At 66.1% G+C, this 19,623-nt stretch carries 25 protein-coding genes; 18 read left to right on the plus strand and 7 right to left on the minus strand.

The window, feature by feature from the left end; translation table 11 throughout:
- The first annotated feature begins 53 nt into the window (after positions 1-53).
- Together IT779_RS20970 and IT779_RS20975 are read left to right on the plus strand one after the other, a co-directional pair.
- Positions 54-371 (plus strand): hypothetical protein, encoded by a 318-nt coding sequence (locus IT779_RS20970; RefSeq protein WP_332838892.1) that lies wholly within the window; start codon positions 54-56, stop codon positions 369-371.
- A gap of 104 nt (positions 372-475) precedes the next feature.
- Positions 476-1,696, plus strand: coding sequence for an acyl-CoA dehydrogenase family protein (locus IT779_RS20975; RefSeq protein ID WP_196151060.1), 1,221 nt, complete (start codon positions 476-478; stop codon positions 1,694-1,696).
- Positions 1,697-1,747: 51 nt separating this feature from the next.
- On the opposite strand, the gene IT779_RS20980 is transcribed toward IT779_RS20975, so the two are convergent.
- Positions 1,748-2,233 (minus strand): GAF domain-containing protein, encoded by a 486-nt coding sequence (locus tag IT779_RS20980; RefSeq protein ID WP_196151061.1) that lies wholly within the window; start codon positions 2,231-2,233, stop codon positions 1,748-1,750.
- A 96-nt stretch (positions 2,234-2,329) separates the two neighbouring features.
- On the opposite strand from IT779_RS20980, the gene IT779_RS20985 reads away from it, so the two are divergent.
- From IT779_RS20985 to IT779_RS21010, 5 genes are all read left to right on the plus strand, one after another.
- Positions 2,330-3,715, plus strand: a complete 1,386-nt coding sequence (locus IT779_RS20985) for a styrene monooxygenase/indole monooxygenase family protein (RefSeq protein WP_196151062.1) — start codon at positions 2,330-2,332, stop codon at positions 3,713-3,715.
- A 101-nt stretch (positions 3,716-3,816) separates the two neighbouring features.
- Positions 3,817-4,932 (plus strand): dimethylsulfone monooxygenase SfnG, encoded by a 1,116-nt coding sequence (gene sfnG, locus IT779_RS20990; protein ID WP_196151063.1) that lies wholly within the window; start codon positions 3,817-3,819, stop codon positions 4,930-4,932.
- Positions 4,932-6,497: an acyl-CoA dehydrogenase family protein gene (locus IT779_RS37895; protein WP_232541926.1), complete on the plus strand. Its 1,566-nt coding sequence runs from the start codon at positions 4,932-4,934 to the stop codon at positions 6,495-6,497. Before sfnG ends, IT779_RS37895 begins: the two co-directional genes overlap by 1 nt.
- Positions 6,498-6,525: 28 nt before the next feature.
- Entirely contained in the window at positions 6,526-7,041 is a 516-nt protein-coding gene (locus tag IT779_RS21005) for an NADPH-dependent FMN reductase (protein ID WP_196151064.1), read from the plus strand.
- The gene (locus tag IT779_RS21010; RefSeq protein ID WP_196151065.1) at positions 7,034-7,531 is read left to right on the plus strand and encodes a flavin reductase family protein; all 498 of its coding nucleotides are present in this window, start codon (positions 7,034-7,036) and stop codon (positions 7,529-7,531) included. Before IT779_RS21005 ends, IT779_RS21010 begins: the two co-directional genes overlap by 8 nt.
- 3 nt (positions 7,532-7,534) lie before the next feature.
- Here the strand turns inward: IT779_RS21010 and IT779_RS21015 are convergent, their stop codons facing one another.
- Complete coding sequence (locus IT779_RS21015) at positions 7,535-8,272, minus strand: DAPG hydrolase family protein (RefSeq protein WP_232541927.1); 738 nt, start codon at positions 8,270-8,272, stop codon at positions 7,535-7,537.
- 1,189 nt (positions 8,273-9,461) lie between these two features.
- Here IT779_RS21015 and IT779_RS21020 point away from each other — a divergent pair.
- Positions 9,462-10,808 carry a tyrosine-type recombinase/integrase gene (locus IT779_RS21020; RefSeq protein WP_196151066.1) on the plus strand — a complete coding sequence of 449 codons (1,347 nt, stop codon included), beginning with the start codon at positions 9,462-9,464 and terminating at the stop codon, positions 10,806-10,808.
- Between the two features lie 60 nt (positions 10,809-10,868).
- On the opposite strand, the gene IT779_RS21025 is transcribed toward IT779_RS21020, so the two are convergent.
- Positions 10,869-11,390, minus strand: a complete 522-nt coding sequence (locus tag IT779_RS21025) for an ImmA/IrrE family metallo-endopeptidase (RefSeq protein WP_196151067.1) — start codon at positions 11,388-11,390, stop codon at positions 10,869-10,871.
- A 148-nt stretch (positions 11,391-11,538) separates the two neighbouring features.
- Entirely contained in the window at positions 11,539-11,916 is a 378-nt protein-coding gene (locus IT779_RS21030; RefSeq protein ID WP_196151068.1) for a helix-turn-helix domain-containing protein, read from the minus strand.
- 205 nt (positions 11,917-12,121) lie between these two features.
- On the opposite strand from IT779_RS21030, the gene IT779_RS21035 reads away from it, so the two are divergent.
- From IT779_RS21035 to IT779_RS21075, 10 genes are all read left to right on the plus strand, one after another.
- Complete coding sequence (locus IT779_RS21035) at positions 12,122-12,385, plus strand: helix-turn-helix domain-containing protein (protein ID WP_196151069.1); 264 nt, start codon at positions 12,122-12,124, stop codon at positions 12,383-12,385.
- Positions 12,386-12,481: 96 nt separating this feature from the next.
- Positions 12,482-12,793 (plus strand): hypothetical protein, encoded by a 312-nt coding sequence (locus IT779_RS21040; protein ID WP_196151070.1) that lies wholly within the window; start codon positions 12,482-12,484, stop codon positions 12,791-12,793.
- A complete protein-coding gene (locus IT779_RS38550; RefSeq protein WP_269781618.1) occupies positions 12,790-12,915 on the plus strand; it encodes a hypothetical protein in 126 nt (41 codons plus the stop codon). Before IT779_RS21040 ends, IT779_RS38550 begins: the two co-directional genes overlap by 4 nt.
- Positions 12,912-13,850: a YqaJ viral recombinase family protein gene (locus IT779_RS21045; protein ID WP_196151071.1), complete on the plus strand. Its 939-nt coding sequence runs from the start codon at positions 12,912-12,914 to the stop codon at positions 13,848-13,850. Before IT779_RS38550 ends, IT779_RS21045 begins: the two co-directional genes overlap by 4 nt.
- A gap of 72 nt (positions 13,851-13,922) precedes the next feature.
- Positions 13,923-15,017, plus strand: a complete 1,095-nt coding sequence (locus tag IT779_RS21050; RefSeq protein WP_196151072.1) for a DEAD/DEAH box helicase family protein — start codon at positions 13,923-13,925, stop codon at positions 15,015-15,017.
- Between the two features lie 170 nt (positions 15,018-15,187).
- Entirely contained in the window at positions 15,188-15,325 is a 138-nt protein-coding gene (locus IT779_RS21055) for a hypothetical protein (RefSeq protein ID WP_196151073.1), read from the plus strand.
- Positions 15,322-15,588 carry a hypothetical protein gene (locus tag IT779_RS21060; RefSeq protein WP_196151074.1) on the plus strand — a complete coding sequence of 89 codons (267 nt, stop codon included), beginning with the start codon at positions 15,322-15,324 and terminating at the stop codon, positions 15,586-15,588. The genes IT779_RS21055 and IT779_RS21060 overlap by 4 nt, the downstream gene beginning before the upstream one ends.
- Positions 15,585-16,607: a hypothetical protein gene (locus IT779_RS21065; protein WP_196151075.1), complete on the plus strand. Its 1,023-nt coding sequence runs from the start codon at positions 15,585-15,587 to the stop codon at positions 16,605-16,607. The genes IT779_RS21060 and IT779_RS21065 overlap by 4 nt, the downstream gene beginning before the upstream one ends.
- On the plus strand, positions 16,604-16,849 hold the full coding sequence (locus IT779_RS21070) for a hypothetical protein (RefSeq protein ID WP_196151076.1): 246 nt from the start codon (positions 16,604-16,606) through the stop codon (positions 16,847-16,849). The genes IT779_RS21065 and IT779_RS21070 overlap by 4 nt, the downstream gene beginning before the upstream one ends.
- Entirely contained in the window at positions 16,846-17,307 is a 462-nt protein-coding gene (locus IT779_RS21075) for a hypothetical protein (RefSeq protein WP_196151077.1), read from the plus strand. Before IT779_RS21070 ends, IT779_RS21075 begins: the two co-directional genes overlap by 4 nt.
- A gap of 621 nt (positions 17,308-17,928) precedes the next feature.
- On the opposite strand, the gene IT779_RS21080 is transcribed toward IT779_RS21075, so the two are convergent.
- The 3 genes from IT779_RS21080 to IT779_RS21090 form a co-directional block, all read right to left on the minus strand.
- Positions 17,929-18,210 carry a hypothetical protein gene (locus tag IT779_RS21080; RefSeq protein WP_196151078.1) on the minus strand — a complete coding sequence of 94 codons (282 nt, stop codon included), beginning with the start codon at positions 18,208-18,210 and terminating at the stop codon, positions 17,929-17,931.
- A gap of 334 nt (positions 18,211-18,544) precedes the next feature.
- Positions 18,545-18,841, minus strand: a complete 297-nt coding sequence (locus tag IT779_RS21085; protein WP_196151079.1) for a hypothetical protein — start codon at positions 18,839-18,841, stop codon at positions 18,545-18,547.
- 400 nt (positions 18,842-19,241) lie between these two features.
- Positions 19,242-19,571 carry a hypothetical protein gene (locus IT779_RS21090; RefSeq protein ID WP_196151080.1) on the minus strand — a complete coding sequence of 110 codons (330 nt, stop codon included), beginning with the start codon at positions 19,569-19,571 and terminating at the stop codon, positions 19,242-19,244.
- Between the last annotated feature and the right edge of the window lie 52 nt (positions 19,572-19,623).

Raw genomic sequence — 19,623 nt, forward strand, 5'->3', positions numbered from 1 at the left:
GCGTCCGCGTGGCGCGTGTCACTAGTGAGAGAAGAGGGATCAGGTTGCGGATCGTGCTCATCACCATGGCCATCGCCGCACTGCCGCTGGTCGCGGCCTGCGGTGACGACAAAGCGGACCAACCGCAGGTGACCGCCGCCGACCTGTCGCGGTCCCTGCAGGAGAAGGGCATCAAGGACGCGAACCTCGCCGACTGTGCCGCGAAAGTCTATGTGGACGAGGGTATTTCGCAGGCGGGTCTGCGTATCTTGCTGAAGAGCGACGACACGAAGGCCGTCGACCCGGAAACCCTCGGCATGAGCAAGCAGGACGCCGACCTCGCCCGCTCGGCGACCCGCAAGATCGCCGGAGCCTGTATCGGCAAGTCCTGAGGAAGCCGTGGTGACCGAGCGAACACCGGCTTCGGATCGCCCGGATTCGAATCGCGCTGCGCGCAAACCGTGAGCGTGCGCGGACCGGAGTCCATCGTGGGGTGATGACATCCACCGAGGCGAAATCCACCACAGACACGGAACTGGACCGGGTCTTCGGTCCGATCTTCGAGCGGATCGCAGCGGGCGCGGTCGCGCGGGAAATCGACAGGACGCTGGCCTACGAGGAGATCGGCCTGCTGCGTGCGGCCCGATTCGGCGCGCTGCGGCTACCGGTCGAGGACGGCGGCCACGGTGCGTCGGTCCGCCAACTGTTCCGCCTGCTGATCGACCTCGCCGCGGCCGAATCCAATCTGCCGCAGGCCCTGCGCGTGCATTTCGTCTTCGTGGAGGATCAGTTGCTCGCCGAACCGGGCCCGGCTCGGACGCAATGGTCGCGCGCGGTGAGCGAGGGCACGCTGGTCGGCAATGCGATCACCGAACCGGGTGTCGGCGCGGTGGATCGGTACCGGACCAGGCTCACCCGCGACGGCGACCGCTGGCTGCTCAACGGCACCAAGTACTACAGCACCGGATCGCTGTACGCCGACCACATCCTGGTGGCGGCCGACCGCGACGGCGAACGGCTCGGCGTCCTCGTCGATGCCCGTGCCGATGGCGTGCGTCAGCACGACGACTGGGACGGATTCGGCCAGCGGCTCACCGCGAGCGGCACCACCGAATTCACCGACGTTGTCGTCGCCGAGGAACAGATACTCGGACCCGGTTACGGTGTGCCCGGACCCACGTACGCCACCTCCTACCTGCAACTTTTCCAGCTCGCGGTGTTGGCGGGGATCGCGGCGCGCGCCGAGCGCGACACCAGGGAATGGGTCGCGGCGCGCACCCGCAGCTACACCCATGCCGCGGCCGGGCTGCCGCGCGCGGACCCGCTGGTCCAGCAGGTGATCGGACGGCTGTCGGCGGCGGCGTTCTCGGCGCGCGCCACAGTCCTCGCGGTCGCCGACCTGCTCGACGAGGTGCTGGGCGCGGGCGCGAAAGAAGCGGAGGCGCTGGTCGCGGTCGAACTCGCCGCGGCGCAGGCCCAACTCGCGGTGATCGACACCGTACTGCCCGCGACGAGCCTGCTCTTCGAGGTCGGCGGCGCGTCCATCGTGTCCGAACAGCTTCGGCTGGACCGGCATTGGCGCAACGCACGCACCATCTCGGTGCACAATCCGGCGATCCAGAAGGCGCGCGCCATCGGCGATCACCTGCTCAACGGAACCGAACTGCCTTTCGGATGGAGTGCCGGGGAGCGTTCGGCCACCGTGTCGCCGAGTTGAGGGGGCGCGGATACGTCCGAATGCGGTCGGGCGTATCCGCGTATCACTCGCTCAGGTCAGTGATTCCAGGTAAACGCGAGCGATTTGTTCCAGCCCTTGTCGATCCGTTTCATCGAAGCGCGCGGGATCCGGGCTGTCGATATCGAGCACCCCGACCAGTTCCCCCGCGCTGACCAGCGGGATCACGATCTCCGATCGGGAGTCGGCATCGCAGGCGATATGGCCGGGAAATTCGTGGACATCCGGTACCAGTTGGGTCTGCCGCGTCCGCGCCGCCGTACCGCACACGCCTTTGCCGAGCGCGATCCGCACGCACGCGGGTTTCCCCTGGAACGGGCCGACGACCAGTTCACTGCCGTCGTAGAAATAGAAACCGGCCCAGTTCAGCCGCGGCAATGCGTGGAAGAGCAGTGCGGAAAGGTTGGCGGCGTTGGCGATTCGGTCGTGCTCACCCGCCAGCAACGCTTCGGCCTGCGCGATGAGTTCCCGGTACTGCTCGGTCCGATCCCCGGACAGCGGTGCGACGGTGAAGGACATGCAGGCATGGTAGGGCTTCGCACCGTCGCGGACGTCCATCTACTCCGGGTGATCGCAACACTGCCCCCGCGAGCATCCCTCCAGCATCATGCGGTTATGACATCGCAGAATCCCGTATCACGTTCCACGCGGTCGGCCGCGATCGTCGGCGCCGGTCAGACCGGCGTCACCGCGGCCCTCGGATTGCTCGACGCAGGTTTCACGGTCACCCTCTACAGCGACCGCGATCAGCGTTCCCTGCGCGACGACGTGCCCGCCACCGGCACCGCACTCGAATTCGGCGTCACCCAGCAGGCCGAACTCGCCCTCGGCCTCGACACCTACACCGCGCGCGCCCCGCGTCACACCGGGCTGAGCGTGCGGATCGCCGGACCCGAGAACGCCGAATTGATCGCCTTCGACGGCGATTTCGACGGTTACGTCGGCGTGGCCGTCGACACCAGGCTCAAGGCCGACGAACGGCTCACCGCGTTCCAGGAGCGCGGCGGCGTCTTCGTGGTCGGGCAGGTCGGACTCGACCGCCTCGACGCCATCGCCGCCGAGAACGACCTCACCCTCGTCGCGACCGGACGCGGCGGACTGTCCGAACTGTTCCCCGTCGACGACGCGCGCACCGTCTACGACGCACCGCAGCGGTCGCTGCTGACGGTCACCGTCACCGGTCTCGGCTTCGGCCCCGACGTGTTCGCCCACCGCGGTCCGGCGGGCGGCGCGCACAGCGGATTCTCCATCTTCGCCGAGCACGGCGAAGCCTGGTGGGGACCGTACCTGCACAAGGACGCCGGACCGAGCTGGGCTTTCCTCGGTTGGGCGCGCCCCGGCGGCGAATGGGATCGCCGTTTCTCGGCCGCCGATTCCGCCGAGTCCGCGCACCGCGTCGTCACCGAGTTGTATCGCGACCACATCGACTGGGACCTGCCCGAGGTGTCGCGCACCGAGGTGATCGCCGACGATCCGCATTCCTGGTTGAAGGGCGCGGTCCGGCCGGTCGTCCGCGTCGGGGTCGGTCGCACGGCGAGCGGTCATGTCGTCGGCGCGCTCGGCGACACCGCCGTCGCCTACGACCCGATCGCCGGTCAGGGCGCGCAGAGCGGCCTCATCCAGGCGCAGCGCCTGGTCGCGGCCGCCGCCGTGCACGAAGGGGCCTTCGACGAGGCGTGGCTTTCGTCCCGCTACGCCGAATTCCTGGCCGCCCGATCGGACGCGGCGAGCCGGGCCACCCGCCTGTTCCTCAGCGATCCCGAACTCGGCCCCGTCGCCGAACAGTTCTTCGCCGCCGCGGCGGTCGACCCGCGTTTCGCGTCCGCGCTGGTCGGGCTGCTGCACGAGCCGCGCCCGATCCTCGGCATCGAGACCGCCGCCGACGCGGCCGCCTACATCACCCGCGTCACCGGGCAATCCGCCGCCGACCTGCTCGCCCGTTTCGAGCCCGCGGGTCGCTTCACACGTTCGGCCTACGCGGGCGCGCTCACCAGCGCCTGACCGCCGAACCCACCGGGATCGGATCGCACGGATTCAAACCCTCCTGCCGATCCGGTCCCGGTGTTGAAGTGGAACACAGACCGGGACCTATTGGAGTAGCTATGACCACCGAGCAGATCGCCGATCAGATCCGATTCGCCTACTGGGTGCCCAATGTGAGCGGCGGCCTGGTCACCAGCGATATCGAACAGCGGACCAGCTGGGATTTCGACTACAACAAGAAACTCGCGCAGACCGCCGAGCGCAACGGATTCGACTACGCGCTGTCCCAAGTGCGCTACACCGCCTCCTACGGCGCGGAATACCAGCACGAATCCACCTCGTTCAGCCTGGCCCTGCTCGGCGCCACCGAGCGGATAAAGGTGATCGCCGCGATCCACCCCGGACTGTGGCATCCGGCCGTGCTCGCCAAATTCGGCGCGACCGCCGATCATCTGTCCAACGGCCGGTTCGCCATCAATGTCGTCTCCGGTTGGTTCGCGGGCGAATTCAAGGCGCTGGGCGAACCGTGGCTCGAACACGACGAACGCTACCGGCGCAGCGCCGAATTCCTCGAGGTGATCCGCAAGATCTGGACCGAGGACGACGTGAACTACGGCGGCGATTTCTACCGCATCCGCGACTTCACCCTCAAGCCGAAACCGCTGAACACCCCGGAACGACCGAATCCCGAACTGTTCCAGGGCGGTAACTCCACCGCCGCGCGCCGCAACGGCGGCCGCCACGCCGACTGGTACTTCTCCAACGGCAAGGATTTCGACGGCGTCACCGAACAACTCGACGACCTGCGCACCGTGGCCCGCGAGAACGACCGCGAGGTGAAATTCGGGCTCAACGGCTTCATCATCGCCCGCGACACCGAACGCGAAGCCCGCGACACCCTGCGCGAGATCATCGAGAAGGCGAACAAGCCCGCGGTGGAGGGGTTCCGCGACGCCGTCCAGCAGGCCGGCGCCGCTACCGGCGACCGCAAGGGCATGTGGGCGGATTCCTCTTTCGAGGATCTCGTCCAATACAACGACGGATTCCGCACCCAGCTCATCGGCACGCCCGAACAGGTCGCCGAACGCATCGTCGCCTACAAGGAACTCGGCGTCGACCTGATCCTCGGCGGCTTCCTGCATTTCCAGGAGGAGATCGAATACTTCGGCGCGAAAGTGCTCCCGCTGGTGCGTGAACTGGAGGCCGCCCGCAAACCCGTGGCGGCGGTGCGCTGATGACCGCGGTCGCCGCCGACCGCGTCGAATCGGCCGAGCAGGCACTCCGGATCGCGCACGAGCTCGCCGCGGAATTCGCGGTCGGCGCGGCCGCGCGCGACCGTGACCGCACACTTCCGCACGCGGAAATCGACCGCTTGGCGGCCAGCGGCCTGCTCGCGATCACGGTGCCCGCCGCATTCGGCGGCGCCGACCTGCCCGCGTCGACGGTCGCCGACGTGGTGCGAATCCTGGCGGCGGCCGACCCGAATATCGCCCAGATCCCACACAGCCATTTCGTCTATCTGAATCTGCTGCGCCTGGCGGGCGACACCGCGCAACAGCGACGCTGGTTCGGTGCGGTTCTCGACGGCGCGCGGATCGCCAACGCGCAATCCGAACGGCGCGGCGCGACCGTGGCCGATATCGCCACCACCGTGCGGCCCGACGGCGCGGGTTTCCGCGTCGACGGCGCCAAGTACTACTGCACGGGGTCACTGTTCGCCGACCTGCTGGCCGTCCTGACCAGGCTCGATGATCCCGAAGGTCGTTCCGGGCTCGCCGCGGGGGAGTATGTGGCGTTCCTCCCGGCCGATGCGCCCGGCGTGCGGATCGTGGATGATTGGCAAGGTATGGGCCAGCGCACGACGGGGAGCGGAACGGTCGAATTCGACGCGGTGTCGGTCGACCGTGGTCAGCTGGTGCCGCGAGCCGCCGCCGTCGACGCGCCCGCCGGATACGGGGCGTTCGCGCAGCTACTGCACGCGGCGATAGATACCGGAATCGCGCGCGGAGCACTGACGGCGGCCGTGGGATTCGTGCGCGAATCGAGTCGGCCGTGGTTCGAAGCCGGTGTGGAACGCGCCATCGATGACCCGTTGACGATTCAGCGTTTCGGAGAGCTGGCTGTGCAGGTCACAGCGGCGGAGTCGACTCTGGCATCGGCAGGCCTCGCCGTCGACCGGGCGATAGGCGGCTATGCGCCATCGGAACCGGTCGCGGGCAGCGCGGTGGGCACGACACGTGGCGGCATGGACGCGCCTTCGGCGTCGGAGGAACTCCCGGACCGTCGTGCGGTGCGCGGCGGTAGTGATGCGTCGGGTGGTGGTCGGGCGATATCGATTTCAGCGGCATCCGCGCGGGCGGGCGTCGGTGGACCGGCGGACGGCATGAGGCCGGAGTCCGAATCGACAGCGGAAGGCGGAACGGTGCACGGTACTCGCGTCGCCGACTCGGTGCGGGTGGTCACCGAGAAATCGGCGTACGCTACGGGGGGCGCAGGCGTCGAGGGCGACACGCCCCGGACTCTCGACACGCACTCGGCCACCGCGTACGGGGTTTCCCACCCGACCGAACAGGCGTCGCTCGCTGTAGCCGCCGCGAAGATCCTCGCCGACCGCGCCGCCACCGAGGTCTCCTCCGCGTTGTTCGAGGTCAGCGGCACCCGCAGCGCGACCGCCGACCTCGACCATTTCTGGCGCAACGCCAGGACCCACACCCTGCACGATCCCGTCCGCTGGAAGTACCAGCATCTCGGTCGGTCGCTGCTGCACGGCACCCCGCCGCCGCGGCACGGAGTGTTCTGAAGCCAGATGCCGGAGAAGGAGAACGAATATGGCAGTGACGGTCGTCGTCGGCAATCCGAAACCCGCCTCGCGCACACTCGCCGCGGCCACCTTGGTCGCCGAGGGGTTGCGCCCCGACGAGACACCCGAGGTCATCGATCTGGTGACCCTCGGCCCCGGCCTGCTCGGCTGGGGTGATCCGGCCGTCACCGAGGCAGCGGGCAGGGTCGCCGCATCCGATCTCGTTGTCTTCGCCAGCCCCACCTTCAAGGCCACCTACACCGGCCTGCTGAAACTGTTCCTCGAGCAGTTCGACGGCGGCACCGGACTCGCGGGCGTCGTCGCCGTGCCACTGATGCTCGGCGCCGGACCGGCACACGCCCTCGCCCCCGACCTCCTGCTGAAGCCCGTCCTCGTCGAAATCGGCGCGACAGCGGCGCTTCCCGGCCTCTACCTCTCCGACCGCACCTTCCAGGAGGACGGCGCGATCACCGCCTACACCGAGCGCTGGCGTCCGGTCGCCGACGCACTACGCACCACCGAGAAGGCGACGAATCATGCATGAACTGTTCGAATTCCCCGCCGACGGCGACGGCCTGCGCCGCGCTTTCGCGAACTTCCCCAGCGGCGTGGTGGCTGTCTGCGCCGAAATAGACGGCACCCCTTACGGACTCGCCGTCAGCACGTTCGTCCCCGTCTCCCTCGACCCGCCCCTGGTCTCCTTCTGCGTCCAGAACTCCTCATCCACCTGGCCGCACCTCGAGCAGGCCGACCACCTCGGCCTCAGCCTGCTCGGCATCGAACAGCAAGCCGCCGCAAAGGCTTTGGGCGCACGCAACGGCGACCGTTTCCGCGAGTCCGAACTCCACCGCGGCACCGGCGACGCCGTATTCATCGACGGCGCCTCCGCCTGGATCGAAGGCGTGACCGAAGCGAAAGTGCCCGCGGGCGATCACACGGTCGTCATCCTGCGCATCAATCGCCTGGCGACCAGGGCCGACGTCGAGCCACTGGTGTTCCACGGCAGCAAGTTCCGTCGCCTGCACGTCAGCTGAGGCTCAGTCCCCGAACCGTGCGTACAGTTCCGGCAGGAATCCGGCGAGGTGGTTCATCTCCTGCCCGCAGTGCAGGAGCAGATCACGGGCGAGGTCGAGTCCGGGCAGCAGGTCACGCGGGTCCGCCGCCGCACCGCGCTGGATCGCCCGCGCCGCGTACACCGGATCGGGACCGTGCGCACCGTATCTCCCCAGGTAGAACCGACTACGCATCTCACACCCGCCGGGCACCGGCCGCACCTGGTGTGCCAACCACCCCAGGTCGACCGGCGCCACACTGCTCCCGACCCGCCCGAAGATCACGGCCTGCCCGTCGGGCACCGTGAACCCGTGCGCGACCGGGTCGCGAAACCCGATCGCCAACTGCTGCAACCGCGCCCCGATGTACTCGTCGACGAACGAGACCTTCCCGACATACCCCGCCGAATCCCGCTGATCCACCGCGATTTCCGCGAACATATGCGCATCCGGATGCCACAGCTTGTACCGCGCCGATTCCACGAGATGCCACCCGAACCACCACTCCCACATCCGCGCACTCACCCCCGGCATCGGGGTGTGCACCGCAACCCACACCTCCCCGGAAGTCTTCTGCCCATACCCGGTTTCGACCACCGAATACCCGTCAGGCGCGAGATCTCTTACCAGCGCCCTGAATTCGGGAATCAGATCCGAAGCAACAGGCGCCCCCGAATACGCATCGATCACCGACGCCCGCGCGGGCACGGTCCGCTCCGCCATGAACCCCGCATACGGCTTCCCCCAATCCTCCACCGAATAACCCGGATACCGAACATTCCCCCCGCTCGCATCCCCCCGAGCGATCCCCCCGCCCACCCCCACCGCGACCCCCGTCGCCATTCCCAACGCCATCAACTGTCTGCGACTGACGTTCACACGTTCCATACGCCGAGACTAGTTCAGCGACCCCCACCCGCATCACCCCTCGGCCTCGTGCACACCATCCACACACCCCCGCCGACCGCCGATGGAACGATCCCACCGGCGATCGGCATCCGCATCAGGACCGGATCATCACCCGACACCCAGATCGATGCCGAACATCACCGCCAACCACCTGGTGAACACTTGAAGACCAACTCCGAGATCGGTTCCGAAGGAACCCATAATAACCATCTCCTCGTCAATGGATTCTTTTCATCTCCCCGACTCACCGGCCGACTACCTCACCCACCCCAACCCAATCAGGAATTCCCGATCCAATTTCAGAAACCCCTAAGCACGACTTTCGCCCGACCCTGCCCTGGATCGCATAAGACCAGCTAGAGTCCATGTTCCGGCCGCTGTAGCGGTCCCGATAGCGAGATATTTCCGGTGTCTACTACAACATCGGACCATCCCCTCGACCCGTTACAATTATTTCCCCAGACTTTGGCCACCGAAATCGCAAGCAGCCTATCGACGCCCACTTCCGCGCAATCACTCGATTTCACCTACCCGATTCAAAGTCGGGTTGCCGCCATCCTTCAACGGTCGCCCGCGCCCCGCCGCGGTGGTTCCGAAGGGATCGCCGTGGCTGTCGGAGGGTGAATGAGTAAACTCGCCGCAGTGGCGCCACGGGCCAGCTGGCCGAAGGCTGTACCGATGGCCACACTTTTGGCCACAGTGGCGATGAGAGTATGGGTTCGAATCCCGCGAAGATGCTGGTCAGAGCTGGTAATTCGTGGAGCCGATGACGGGAATCGAACCCGCGCTGTCTGCTTGGGAAACAAAAGTGTAGGGTCAATCTACCTGGGGTTTTGCTGAAAAACCGCAGGTCAGCATCATTCTCATTGGTGCTGATTGGTGCCCGTTTGGGTGGCTTGGCTACACCAACGGCTACACCAGTCAAAAAGTGCGTGACGCTGGCACCGCTGCGCACTGAAGAACCACACGCCCGCCGCCACGGGCAGCCGAAAGGAACCAACCGATGAGTGACGTCGTGCGCGGAGCAGGAAAGCCCTACAAAGAGACCCGCGTCATCAAGAAGAAGAACCGGCAAACCGGCGAAATCGCCAAGACCACGAAAGTGCTCTGGTGCATCGCCATCGAACTCGACCCGCTGCCCAACGCCGACCGGAACCGCAAAGTCATCCGACGAAGCAGCCGCAACGCAGTCATCAAGGCGAAGAACGACTTTCTCAACGATGTCGCCGCAGGGGTCCCGGTCAAGCGGTCGTCGATGACCGTCGAACAGTGGCTCACGTACTGGCTCCCGCAAATCGCCAAGCCCCGGATGCGGCCCGGACCGTACGGCTCGTACCGGTCGATGGTGAAGTGCAACATCACTCCCCACATCGGCACGAAGAAGCTGACCAAGCTGGAACCGAAGGACATCCGGCACATGCTGAAGGAGATCCGCGCGGCGGGCCTCAGCCCGCGCACCGCACAGGTCGCCTACAACGTGCTGCACATCGCGATGGACGATGCGCGGAGAGAACCCGGCCTCGGTGTGCACGGCAATGTCGTCGAGCTGGTCAACAAGCCCCGCGTTGCGAAAGCCAACAGCCAGGACGCCGCAGCGAAGGCACTGCCGACGGGACGCGGCCGGAAACAGCGCAGCCGTGCCGCGCTGACCTCCGAACAGGCGCGGAAGGTGATTCGGGTCGCGCTCGACAAGCGTGACCCGCTCGCGGTCCGCTGGGCGTTGGCCCTGCTGACCGGCGCTCGGCAGGGCGAATGCCTCGGAATCACCCGAGACCACGTGAACCTCGATACGGGGACCATCGACCTCTCTTGGGCGCTGCAACGCGTGCCGCTGAAGCGAAAGAAGGGGGAACCACTGCCGGAGCAGGACGTCTACGCGGTCGAGGACTACGACATCGAACCCGGCTTCGAGATTCGACCGGTCTATCGCGGAATCGCACTGGTGCGACCGAAGACCGACACCTCGAAGCGAGCGATCCCGCTTCCGGCGCCACTGCTGTTGTTGCTCACCGCGCATCTGAACGCGTTGCCGCCGACCCGCTGCGGGCTGCTGTTCGTCGACGAGGAAGGTCGACCGTTGAGCCCGGAGCGTGACCGCCGCGAATGGGCGCAAGCTCTCGCCAACGCTGGAGCGCCGGACATCGTGTTGCACGCGGCCCGGCACACAACCGCCACCCTCCTGCTTGAGGCGAACGTTCCGGAGGACGTACGGATGGCGATCATGGGGCACAGTTCCGCGGCTGCGCAACGGTTGTACGCGCACGCCGATACCGGTGTGAAGCGCGCCGGGCTCGCCGCGCTGAACGATCTGCTGCCGGTACAGGAAGGCCCGTCGGAGTTGGCCGCGTAGTCGAGCGGCAGTTGATTCCTTCCGTTGCGGTGGAAGGGATCAACTGCCGTCACTGACGATTCAGCTTGCCAATAGGAGTGGCGTCGCTCTCGGTGGCTCTGCCGCGACGTCGGCGGAAATCGCACACCGTAGCGGCCTGCGTTCGAGGTGCGGCCATCTGATGCGGCGGTCGAGTGCGCGGACCTCGTTCCACTCCCAAGCGGATAGGTTGCGCATCCGCTTGGCGAGTGAAGACACGGTCACGTCGAGATGTTTGGCGAGGAGTTCCGCGTCGTCGCCGACGTTGGTGAGCGCCGAGATAAGTTCAGGCAGGGGAATGGTTCGTCGCGTCGCCAGGCGGGACGCGGCGATTTCTTGGCTTCGGGCCTCGCCGCTGTGCACGGGCAAGCCTGCCTCGTGATCGAGGTCGACGTGGGCGAGCATGTGCGCGAGGGTGACTCGACGCTGTCTTTCATCGAGGTGGGCAGCGAGCAGCACCACCCCTTCGTTGGTGATCCACCATCCGTCGGCCCCGCTACGGATAGGTGAAGTGCCGACCAAGATGCCTCGTTGCACTGCGTCGACGAACGGGTCGTAGCTCACTGCTTTCCTCGAATTCCCCTAGTGCTCACGCTTCCCCTTGTTTGCGAACGGAAACGTTCTACACGGAGGCTAACCGGTGGCGAACGAATGTCCAGTGCTGGCCTCAAAATTAGGGGAAAACTCTCCTGCGTATAACCGAAAGTCACAGCTAAGCTGTCTTCGACTCTTCCCGCAGAAACGCGATGTACGACCGAACCTTGTCGACGTCCTCGCTGCTCAGGCCGGATACGTCAATCGCCTCGTGGCCCAGGTCGGCCGGTACCTCTGGCACCGCGTCGGGCGCGAACCCTGCTTCGACGAGCAGTTCGGCCTGATTCATCCGCAGCGCCGACGCCACGCGGGCGATGGTGTCCGGCGTCGTCTGTACCGGGAAGTCCTCCCCCCGGATTCTCTCGACACCGGATTCGAGATGCCGCCAGCGGGTTTCGGAAATGCCTGCGGCCTTCGCTGCTGCGCGTTTCGAGAGACGCTGCACAGTGCGGGCCTCTTCGATGCGCCGTCCAAGCGCCCACTGATCCTCTTGCATGACTATCGATTCTCCCTGTGCAGTGTTGCGAAGTAAAGACGCCCTACCGCGATCGGTATTGACCAATTGTGCCTACTTACACGGCTGCAATCCTCATTTGCCCAGATTGTCCCCTATTGAACTTCGCACGCACTGCGCGTAGTGTTCAGATGGTCACAACATGTGAACACGCCCGCCGCCACGGGTCGCCGGAAGGAACCAACCGATGCCAACAGTCACGTCCGAAATCGCGCCCACCACATCGCGGATGAAAGCCGAGCAGCCGCCCGTCCCCCTGCGCGACAAAATGGCGCTCACGGTGCAGGAAGTCGCCGACATGTGCGGCTTCAACTACTACTTCGTCCACGAGCAAATCAAGCTCGGACGGCTCGCTGCTGTAGCGCCGGGGGGCAACAAGCGCAGCAAGCGCGTGCGCCCGGCCGACGTCGACGAGTGGCTGAAGGCGTCCCCGTGGGAACCGGAAGCCTGACCGACGGTCAGCACGTCGGGGGAAAAGGAAGCGGCCGACACCTCTCCGCCAAGAGTCGGTGCCGGCCTGTGCACCAGAAAGGAACCAACCAAACCAATGCGCAACAACCATAGCACCCTCGAAAAGGCCCTGACCGCCCTCGAGACCGCCGCCAACGTCGATCCCACCTGGCGCGCTGTGCCGCACTGGGACCTCAACCGCTCCAGCTCCGGCTACCGGGTGACCGTGTGGGTACCGGCCGAGTATGCCGGGCTCCCCGAAGTGACATCCGTCGACAACGACGGATTCCCAGGGGTGACCGCGTGGCTTCAAGCCGAGCGGCCCGACGCGCTCGCGGCCATCAATGCCATGCTCGACGAACTCGCCGACGCTGCCGCCGCCGTCACCGCGAAGTCGGTCGCGGCATGAGCACCCCGCACCGACCTATGTCGTCGACCAGAGCGCATCTCCTGATCGCAGCGCTCGGCACCTTCGCCACGGTGTTCCTACTCGGCATCATCTACCTCGCTCGGGTCGGAGTGATCGCGTGACCACAGTCGAAATCCTCACCCCCGGTGTCGGAGCGTGGACGCGCCTCATCACCGCATCGAAGATCCCCGGCCTGTTCAACGCGTCGAAGTACTCGAGCCCGGTCAAGGAGTTTCATCTCCTGCGCGGTGAGATCGACCCTGACGGCACGAACGATGCGATCGAACGCGGACAGGATTTCGAGCCGATCATCATCGCGCGGTTCTTCCGCCGACATCCCGAGTTGGAGCGGCTGCCGTCCGCGTCGATATCGCGGCCCGGACTTGAATCCTGGGCCGCTGCGACCCCCGACGCAATCGCGCGTCACCGCGAAACTGGCGAGGTCTTCACGGTGGAGGCGAAGACCGACGGGCGCGGCGACTACCAGTGGGGACCGAACGGTTCCGCCGAGATACCGATGGGCTACTACCTGCAAAAACAGTGGCAGTTGCATCACCGTGGGGTGCGTCGCGGGTACGTCATCTGCCTCGGGCCGTTCTACGTCGAGACCGAACACATCATCACCTATGACGCGGGCCTCGCGTCCGACGTCGTCGAATTCGCGTACAAGTTCTGGCGCAACGCGATGGACCCCGACGGCGTCCCTCCCGACGTAGACGGCCACATCGAGACGTACAACGCGATCCGACGCGCTCACCCGGAAATCGACCGAGGCCAGCACGAGGATTGGCCGGTGTCGTTCGACCTGGCGCGCGAATTCGAGGCGGCAGTGGCCGGACTCGACGCAGCGGAGGAACGCCTCAACCTGGCGCGGTCGAGCCTTCTCCGCGTCATGGGCCGCGCCCGACGCGCCATCGTCGGTCACGGGAAGAACAAGCAGGTCGTCGCGACGCGTCAGCCGACGAAGAACGGCGCAGCCGCGCTCTACAAATTCCGCAAGCCGATCGACTGGACAGCCGCCGCGCTGCCGCCCGTCGAGGAGCCCGCGAAGTCCTGACCGCCGCCACGGTCACCCGGCCGCGCACCGACCGCCATCGGTGCGCGGCCATCGAATCGAAAGGAACCAACCATGTCCAAGCTGAAGACGCGTAAACCCACCGGAGCCGTGCCGTGGCCGCTGATCCTCGTCGAGGGCGGCGAGAAGGCTGGCAAATCTTGGGCCGCAGCAGAATTCACCGCTGACGACCGACTCGGCCAGTCGTACTGGCTCGACCTCGGCGAAGGTGCGGCCGACGAGTACGCCGCGATCGAAGGGGCCGACTACCTCGTCATCGAGCACGACGGCACCTATCGGTCGATCCTCGAACAGGTACAGGCTGTGCACGCCGAAGCGAAGCGCTCCAACGACGCGGGAGAGAAGCCGGTCGTTCTCGTCGTCGACAGCATGACCAACGAGTGGGACCAGTTGAAGGACTGGGCGACCGAGCGCGCGCGAGAATCCAAACGAGGACGGAAGGAACTCGCGGCCGACCCGAACGCCGAGGTCAAGCCCGCTGGGAACCTGTGGAACGACTCGAACGCACGCCACTACAGGATCATGAATCTGCTGATGCAGTTCCCCGGCATCGTCATCATGACCGCGCGCGGCAAAGAGGTTGCCGTCATCGGCTCGGACGGCAACCCCGTCGCCGGACAGCGGGACTGGAAGGTCGAAGGCCACAAGAACCTCGGCTACGACTCGTCGGCATGGGTGAGGCTCAGCCGTACCGACGTACCGCAGATCGTCGGCGTCCGGTCGGTGCACGCGGGCATCCGCCCTGGTGTCGACAAGGTCCGCAAGGCCCCGAACTTCACGCTCTCCTGGCTGATATTCGATGTGCTCAAATGCGATCCGGCAACGGCGAAGGTGCGTGACCTCCGACCGCTGGACGCGACCCCGGAAGCGGTCGCAGCGGCGCCAGAGCATTACGACGACGAACACACGCCGCCGTCGGTCGCTGACCGGGCACGCGCGCAGGTCGCCGCGCAAACGCTGGAGACGCGTCTGCGGGCCGAGTTGAGTACCGCGAACTCCCGCGACGAACTCACACGGATATGGAAAGCCGCGGGCGACCTGCCTGACCCGAAATGCGGCGAGTTGCGCGCCGACGTCGAGCGGACCGTGGCCGACATCGAGCGGAACGACGCCGCCCCGACCGAATCGGCGGAAGCCGACGCCGCGTGAGCGACAGCACGACCGTAGGTGACCGCAGCGGCGTCAACCGCTGCGGCACCGATGCCGGATACCACCGGCACCGCAGGCATGGCGAGACGCCGTGCCTGGCGTGCCGGGGCGCACACAGCACCGCGACCCGAAACCGTCGGAGGGCGGCGCGTGTCGCCGACATTGGCCGCATGGTGAACGTCCCCGCGCAGATCCTCACCCGGCTCTACCTGAACAGCACGGTCGACACCCAGGAAGCCACCGAGGAAGTGCTCGGCACCGACTTCATGGCCGAGCTGGTCGACGAATTCGACCGGAGAACCGCATGACCCGCCTCCACGGCGAGCCCGCCGAAACACCGCTGTGGGCCTACGCCGAGAACCCGCGCGCCTACGACGCCGCCGAACGCGGCGAGCTACCCGCCGAAGCTCTCAGCCCGTGCGACCGTCGGCTCCTGGTGCGCCAGTTCGTAGCCGACGGAATGACCGATATCGCCATATCGCAGATCACCCGATGGACGCTGTACACGACAGCGCGTATCCGCGAGTCGATCGGTCTGGAACAGAACCAGCCGCCCAGGAGGGCCGCATGACCCGAAACGACTCCCGACCGTTCATCACGATCACGGTCGACATGCCCAGGCACCCGAAGTTCGCCGCCCTCACCAAGGGCCAGAAGTTCCTCATCGTCGAAGCCTGGTGCCACTGCGGCGAATACCTCACCGATGGTGTCGTCGACCCGTCCACGTGGCGCGGTCTGGCGACCAAACGCGACCGCGACGCCGTCCTCCGCGCGGGTGTCGCGGTCGAGTTCAAGAAGGGCGAAATCGTCGAGATTCCATCCGAATTCCGGCCGGATGCCGACCGGATTCGGACGGAGTACGAGTCGAACACAGGCAGAACCTTGCCGACAGATTGCGTGCTTTTTCTGGGCTATCTCGACCATCAATCGAAGCGGTCCGATGTGGAGGCGATGCGTGAAAAGCGCAGGTCAGCGGGTCAGAAGGGTGGTCAGGCGAAGGCGCGCAACGCGAGCAAACCGGGTGACAACGGGGTAGCAAGTGCTACAGCACGCGGCAACCAAAACGGTGGCAAATCCGTACCAGAAAAAGAAGTAGAAGGAGAAGTACTTACTGACGTAAGTACTTCAAAGACTCCATCGACCGCTCCGCAGCCGACGGCCAACGCCAACCCGCCCGGCTTCGTCGAATTCTGGGCTGCCTACCCGCGCCGTACCGACAAAGGCGGAGCCCGCAAGGCGTACGCGAAGGCCACTGCCCGCACCGACCCCGCAGCGATCCTCGAAGGCGCGCGCCGATTCGCGGCCGACCCGAACCTCCCCGAACCGCAGTACATCCCACACGCCGCGACATGGCTCAACGGCGAACGCTGGACCGATGAACCGCTACCGCCCCGATACCGGCCCAACGCCGCGCCCGGCCCGCAGCGACCGAACCGGCTCACACCGGCCGAAATCAAGTTCGCGGAAGCCGAAGCGCTGAAGGACGATCCAGACCCGCGCATCCTCGCGGCTGCCGGTATCCCGATGCCGGACAGAGGAATTCGCGAACTCAACGTGTGGGACTCCGTGCCCGCGATCGAGGCATCATGAGCTACGAAATCTGGTACAGCCGCCCGCCGTCGATGCACGTCTCCTACGACTGCGGCGGCATGTCCTGCGGGTCGAACACCGACGAGCACGACGGCGACAGCTTCGTGTGCTCCGACTGCGGAACGTCATGGTCGGACATCGACGTCGACGGCGAGCTGTTCGAGACCTGTTCGGGCGAAGTGCCGGAGGGTGGTCCGGTCAACCCGGACGAGTGGCCCGTCAAGCCGGGACCGCGACGATGACTCCCGACGAAGTGCTGATCCTGCTTCAGGTCGCGCAGTCGTACGACTCGCGGAACATCGACCGGTTGATGCAGTCCGCGTGGCTGGACGCGGCGACTCGGATGCGGTGGCAGCGGGACGCCGCGCTGGAGGCGGTTCGGTCGCACTACGCGACGTCGACGGAGCGGATCATGCCCGCGCATGTGACCGGGCTGATTCGGGCGGCTCGGCCGGTGGCGTTCGCTCCGCAGTATCGGTCCGCGTTGACGTCCGCGCCGCCCGCGTCGCCGGAAGGGCGTTCGGCGGCGCGGGCGTTGTTCGCCTCTGGACGCCGAACGCAGGAACCCCGGATTGGGGGCCTGCGTCGACGTAGGCGTACGGAACCGTTGCCGGACGGGGTAGAGGTGGGGCCGGAGCCGCAGCGGGCGTTTGTGGGCGATCTCTGCCAGGTGCTTGACGCGAAGAGGTCTGATCAGTGAAGCGTGAGGGCTATATCGACCCCGGCTACTGAGAAAGAGGAGCTGGGGGAGTAGGCGTCGGCTGGCTGCGGCCTGGAGCGCTGGCGACTGCCATCGCGGCCCCAATTAGACCAACACCAGTCACAGCGAGCACAAGCGGCAGGTTGGAGTTGCGAGGCAGGTACGCCGTGGCCGACGCTATGTAGCAGGTATCAGGATTGCGGGGGCTCTCGCAGACCCGGTTTGTGTCGATATATATCGTCTTGACATATGTATGGGAGTCTTTGGAAGCGCGACTGATGGAGTCATCGCGCCAGTTGTAGTCGGCGAGCCCTGACCAGATGGCTGCGATCAACGCCGCTATACCGGCGATGAGGAACACGGCGTAGAGAAATCGAGCGGCTGAACTCATGGCCGGTGATCGTAGCGGCAGCTGGTTGCCTGGGGGAGATTTGTTGGGTCACAGCCAACAACAGGACAATGACGTACCTGCGCAGCGAGTTTCGTTCAACGCCTTAGAAACTCGTAGGTCGCCCTGAACAAGGGGTTCTTTGTGACGCTAAATGATATGTAGCGCAAATAAATTCGAGTATGTCGGCATCATCCCTGGATGCTTTGAACTTGGCCGAACGGTGGCCGGATTCAGAAATCCGGTTCGTCGGGGTGCAGGAACAGCCATGCGTAGAACCGCACCTTACAGTCGTGGCCGTGCGTCTTGTGGATTTCGGCTAGCTGCTCGGCCCGGCCGAGGCGGTACACGCCTAACTGATTGCTCGGGGTGGCGAAGCAGAACATCGGCCGGAGTTCGCAGTTGGTGTCGGTGTCAGGGCAGGCGGCGTCGACCCATGTCGCCGTTCCGCCTCTGCCGTCCGAAGTTGTTCCGCCGTACCAGGTTCCGTTCCAGAAGTCCTCTGTGAACGTCATGCCGCTCCCCTTGTCCGTCAGCGCCGCCGCGACGAATACCGCCGCGTCGGCGAATCGTCGTCCTGATCCGGAACCAGAAGCGCGGTAGTCCGGCCACGGGTCACGAACTGTCTACGCGGAACCGCCGCCCGGTCGTCTTCGAGTTCGGCACCGACCCATCGGCACGGAACGCCCGCGTTCGTACTGTGCCCGCCGATCCGGCCCGCCGAGACCGGAGCCAGCGTCGTACACGCCGCACGATCCGGGCAACGCACATGCGTCAGCGTGCCGCGAGGACGCCCGTCCTCCGTGCGGAACGTCCGACAGGACGTCACCGTCACCCGTCGCCGCTTTGTCATCGCTGACCCTCCCGGCTTCGCCCGGTAATGTGCTCGCGCTCTACCGCGTCCCATATCTCGCCGAGAGTGGGGTGGAGCCTGCGCGCGGTCGCCAGGTCCGCGCCGCGTCGGAAGATGAGTTCGTGCCCGATGCCTCCCGTTTGAGGCTGCGGCCCCGGCGCGAATCCGCAGTAGGTCAGCGTCATCACCACGTGGCGCACCACAGGTTCCTCGTCCTCGAGGTGCCAGAACGCCATCACGCCGTCGTCGTCGCCTGCGCGAGTGAGCCGAAGGTCGGCCGCATCCGTCAGCATCAGTACCCTCCGTTGCTGTGCCGCTGGTCTTGGCGTGGCTGGTCCCAGCGCCGCCCGTCGCGGTGTGGTTCCTCCTGCCGAGCCGGGGCGTGGGTCAGCACCGGTCGTAGCGTCGGTGTCGGCCACAGCGTCGCGGGCGGTCGTCGCCGCGCCATCGGTCGTTGCTGTTGACGCATTACCGGCCGCTGCGGGGCCACTGGCCGCTGCTGGGCTATCGGCCGATGTGCCACCGGTCGAGCCACTACCGGTGGTCTCGGTGGCTCCTGCGCGACGCGCGTTTTGATGTCGTCGACAGTCGGGCCGGACCGCTTCGGCGGCCAGAACACAACCCACAGAGTCACTACGACAGGCACGCCCACCGCGACCGTGTACCCGCTGGCGATGGCCCAGTCGAAGCCGGTCACCGCAGGGTCTCCGGCAGTTCGGAGGCTCGTGTCTGCCCGCCCGAAGGGCGGTACTGCCAACTACCCGCGCGGCTGTGCAGATCGGCGATGCCCCGCACTGCCGCCCCCGCTTCGTGCACGTGCTCGAGGCTTTCGACGACGACCGCGTGCGCGCGTCGGAGCCCGATCGTTTCGAGTAGCCGGAACACCCAGCCGGGCTCGACTGGATCGAACGTGAATACTTCGATGATCGTCAGATCGTGTCTCTCGGCGATGTGGTCGAGCACCGGCCGCACCGCGTCGACATCCTCGGCCAGTTCCACACTGACCACTCCAATAGCCTTCACGACGTGCGCCTCCAATTCGATTGAGAGGCACCCGCCGTCGAGGACACCCAAC

The organism is Nocardia bovistercoris, assembly GCF_015674855.1.
Taxonomy (GTDB): Bacteria; Actinomycetota; Actinomycetes; order Mycobacteriales; family Mycobacteriaceae; genus Nocardia; species Nocardia bovistercoris.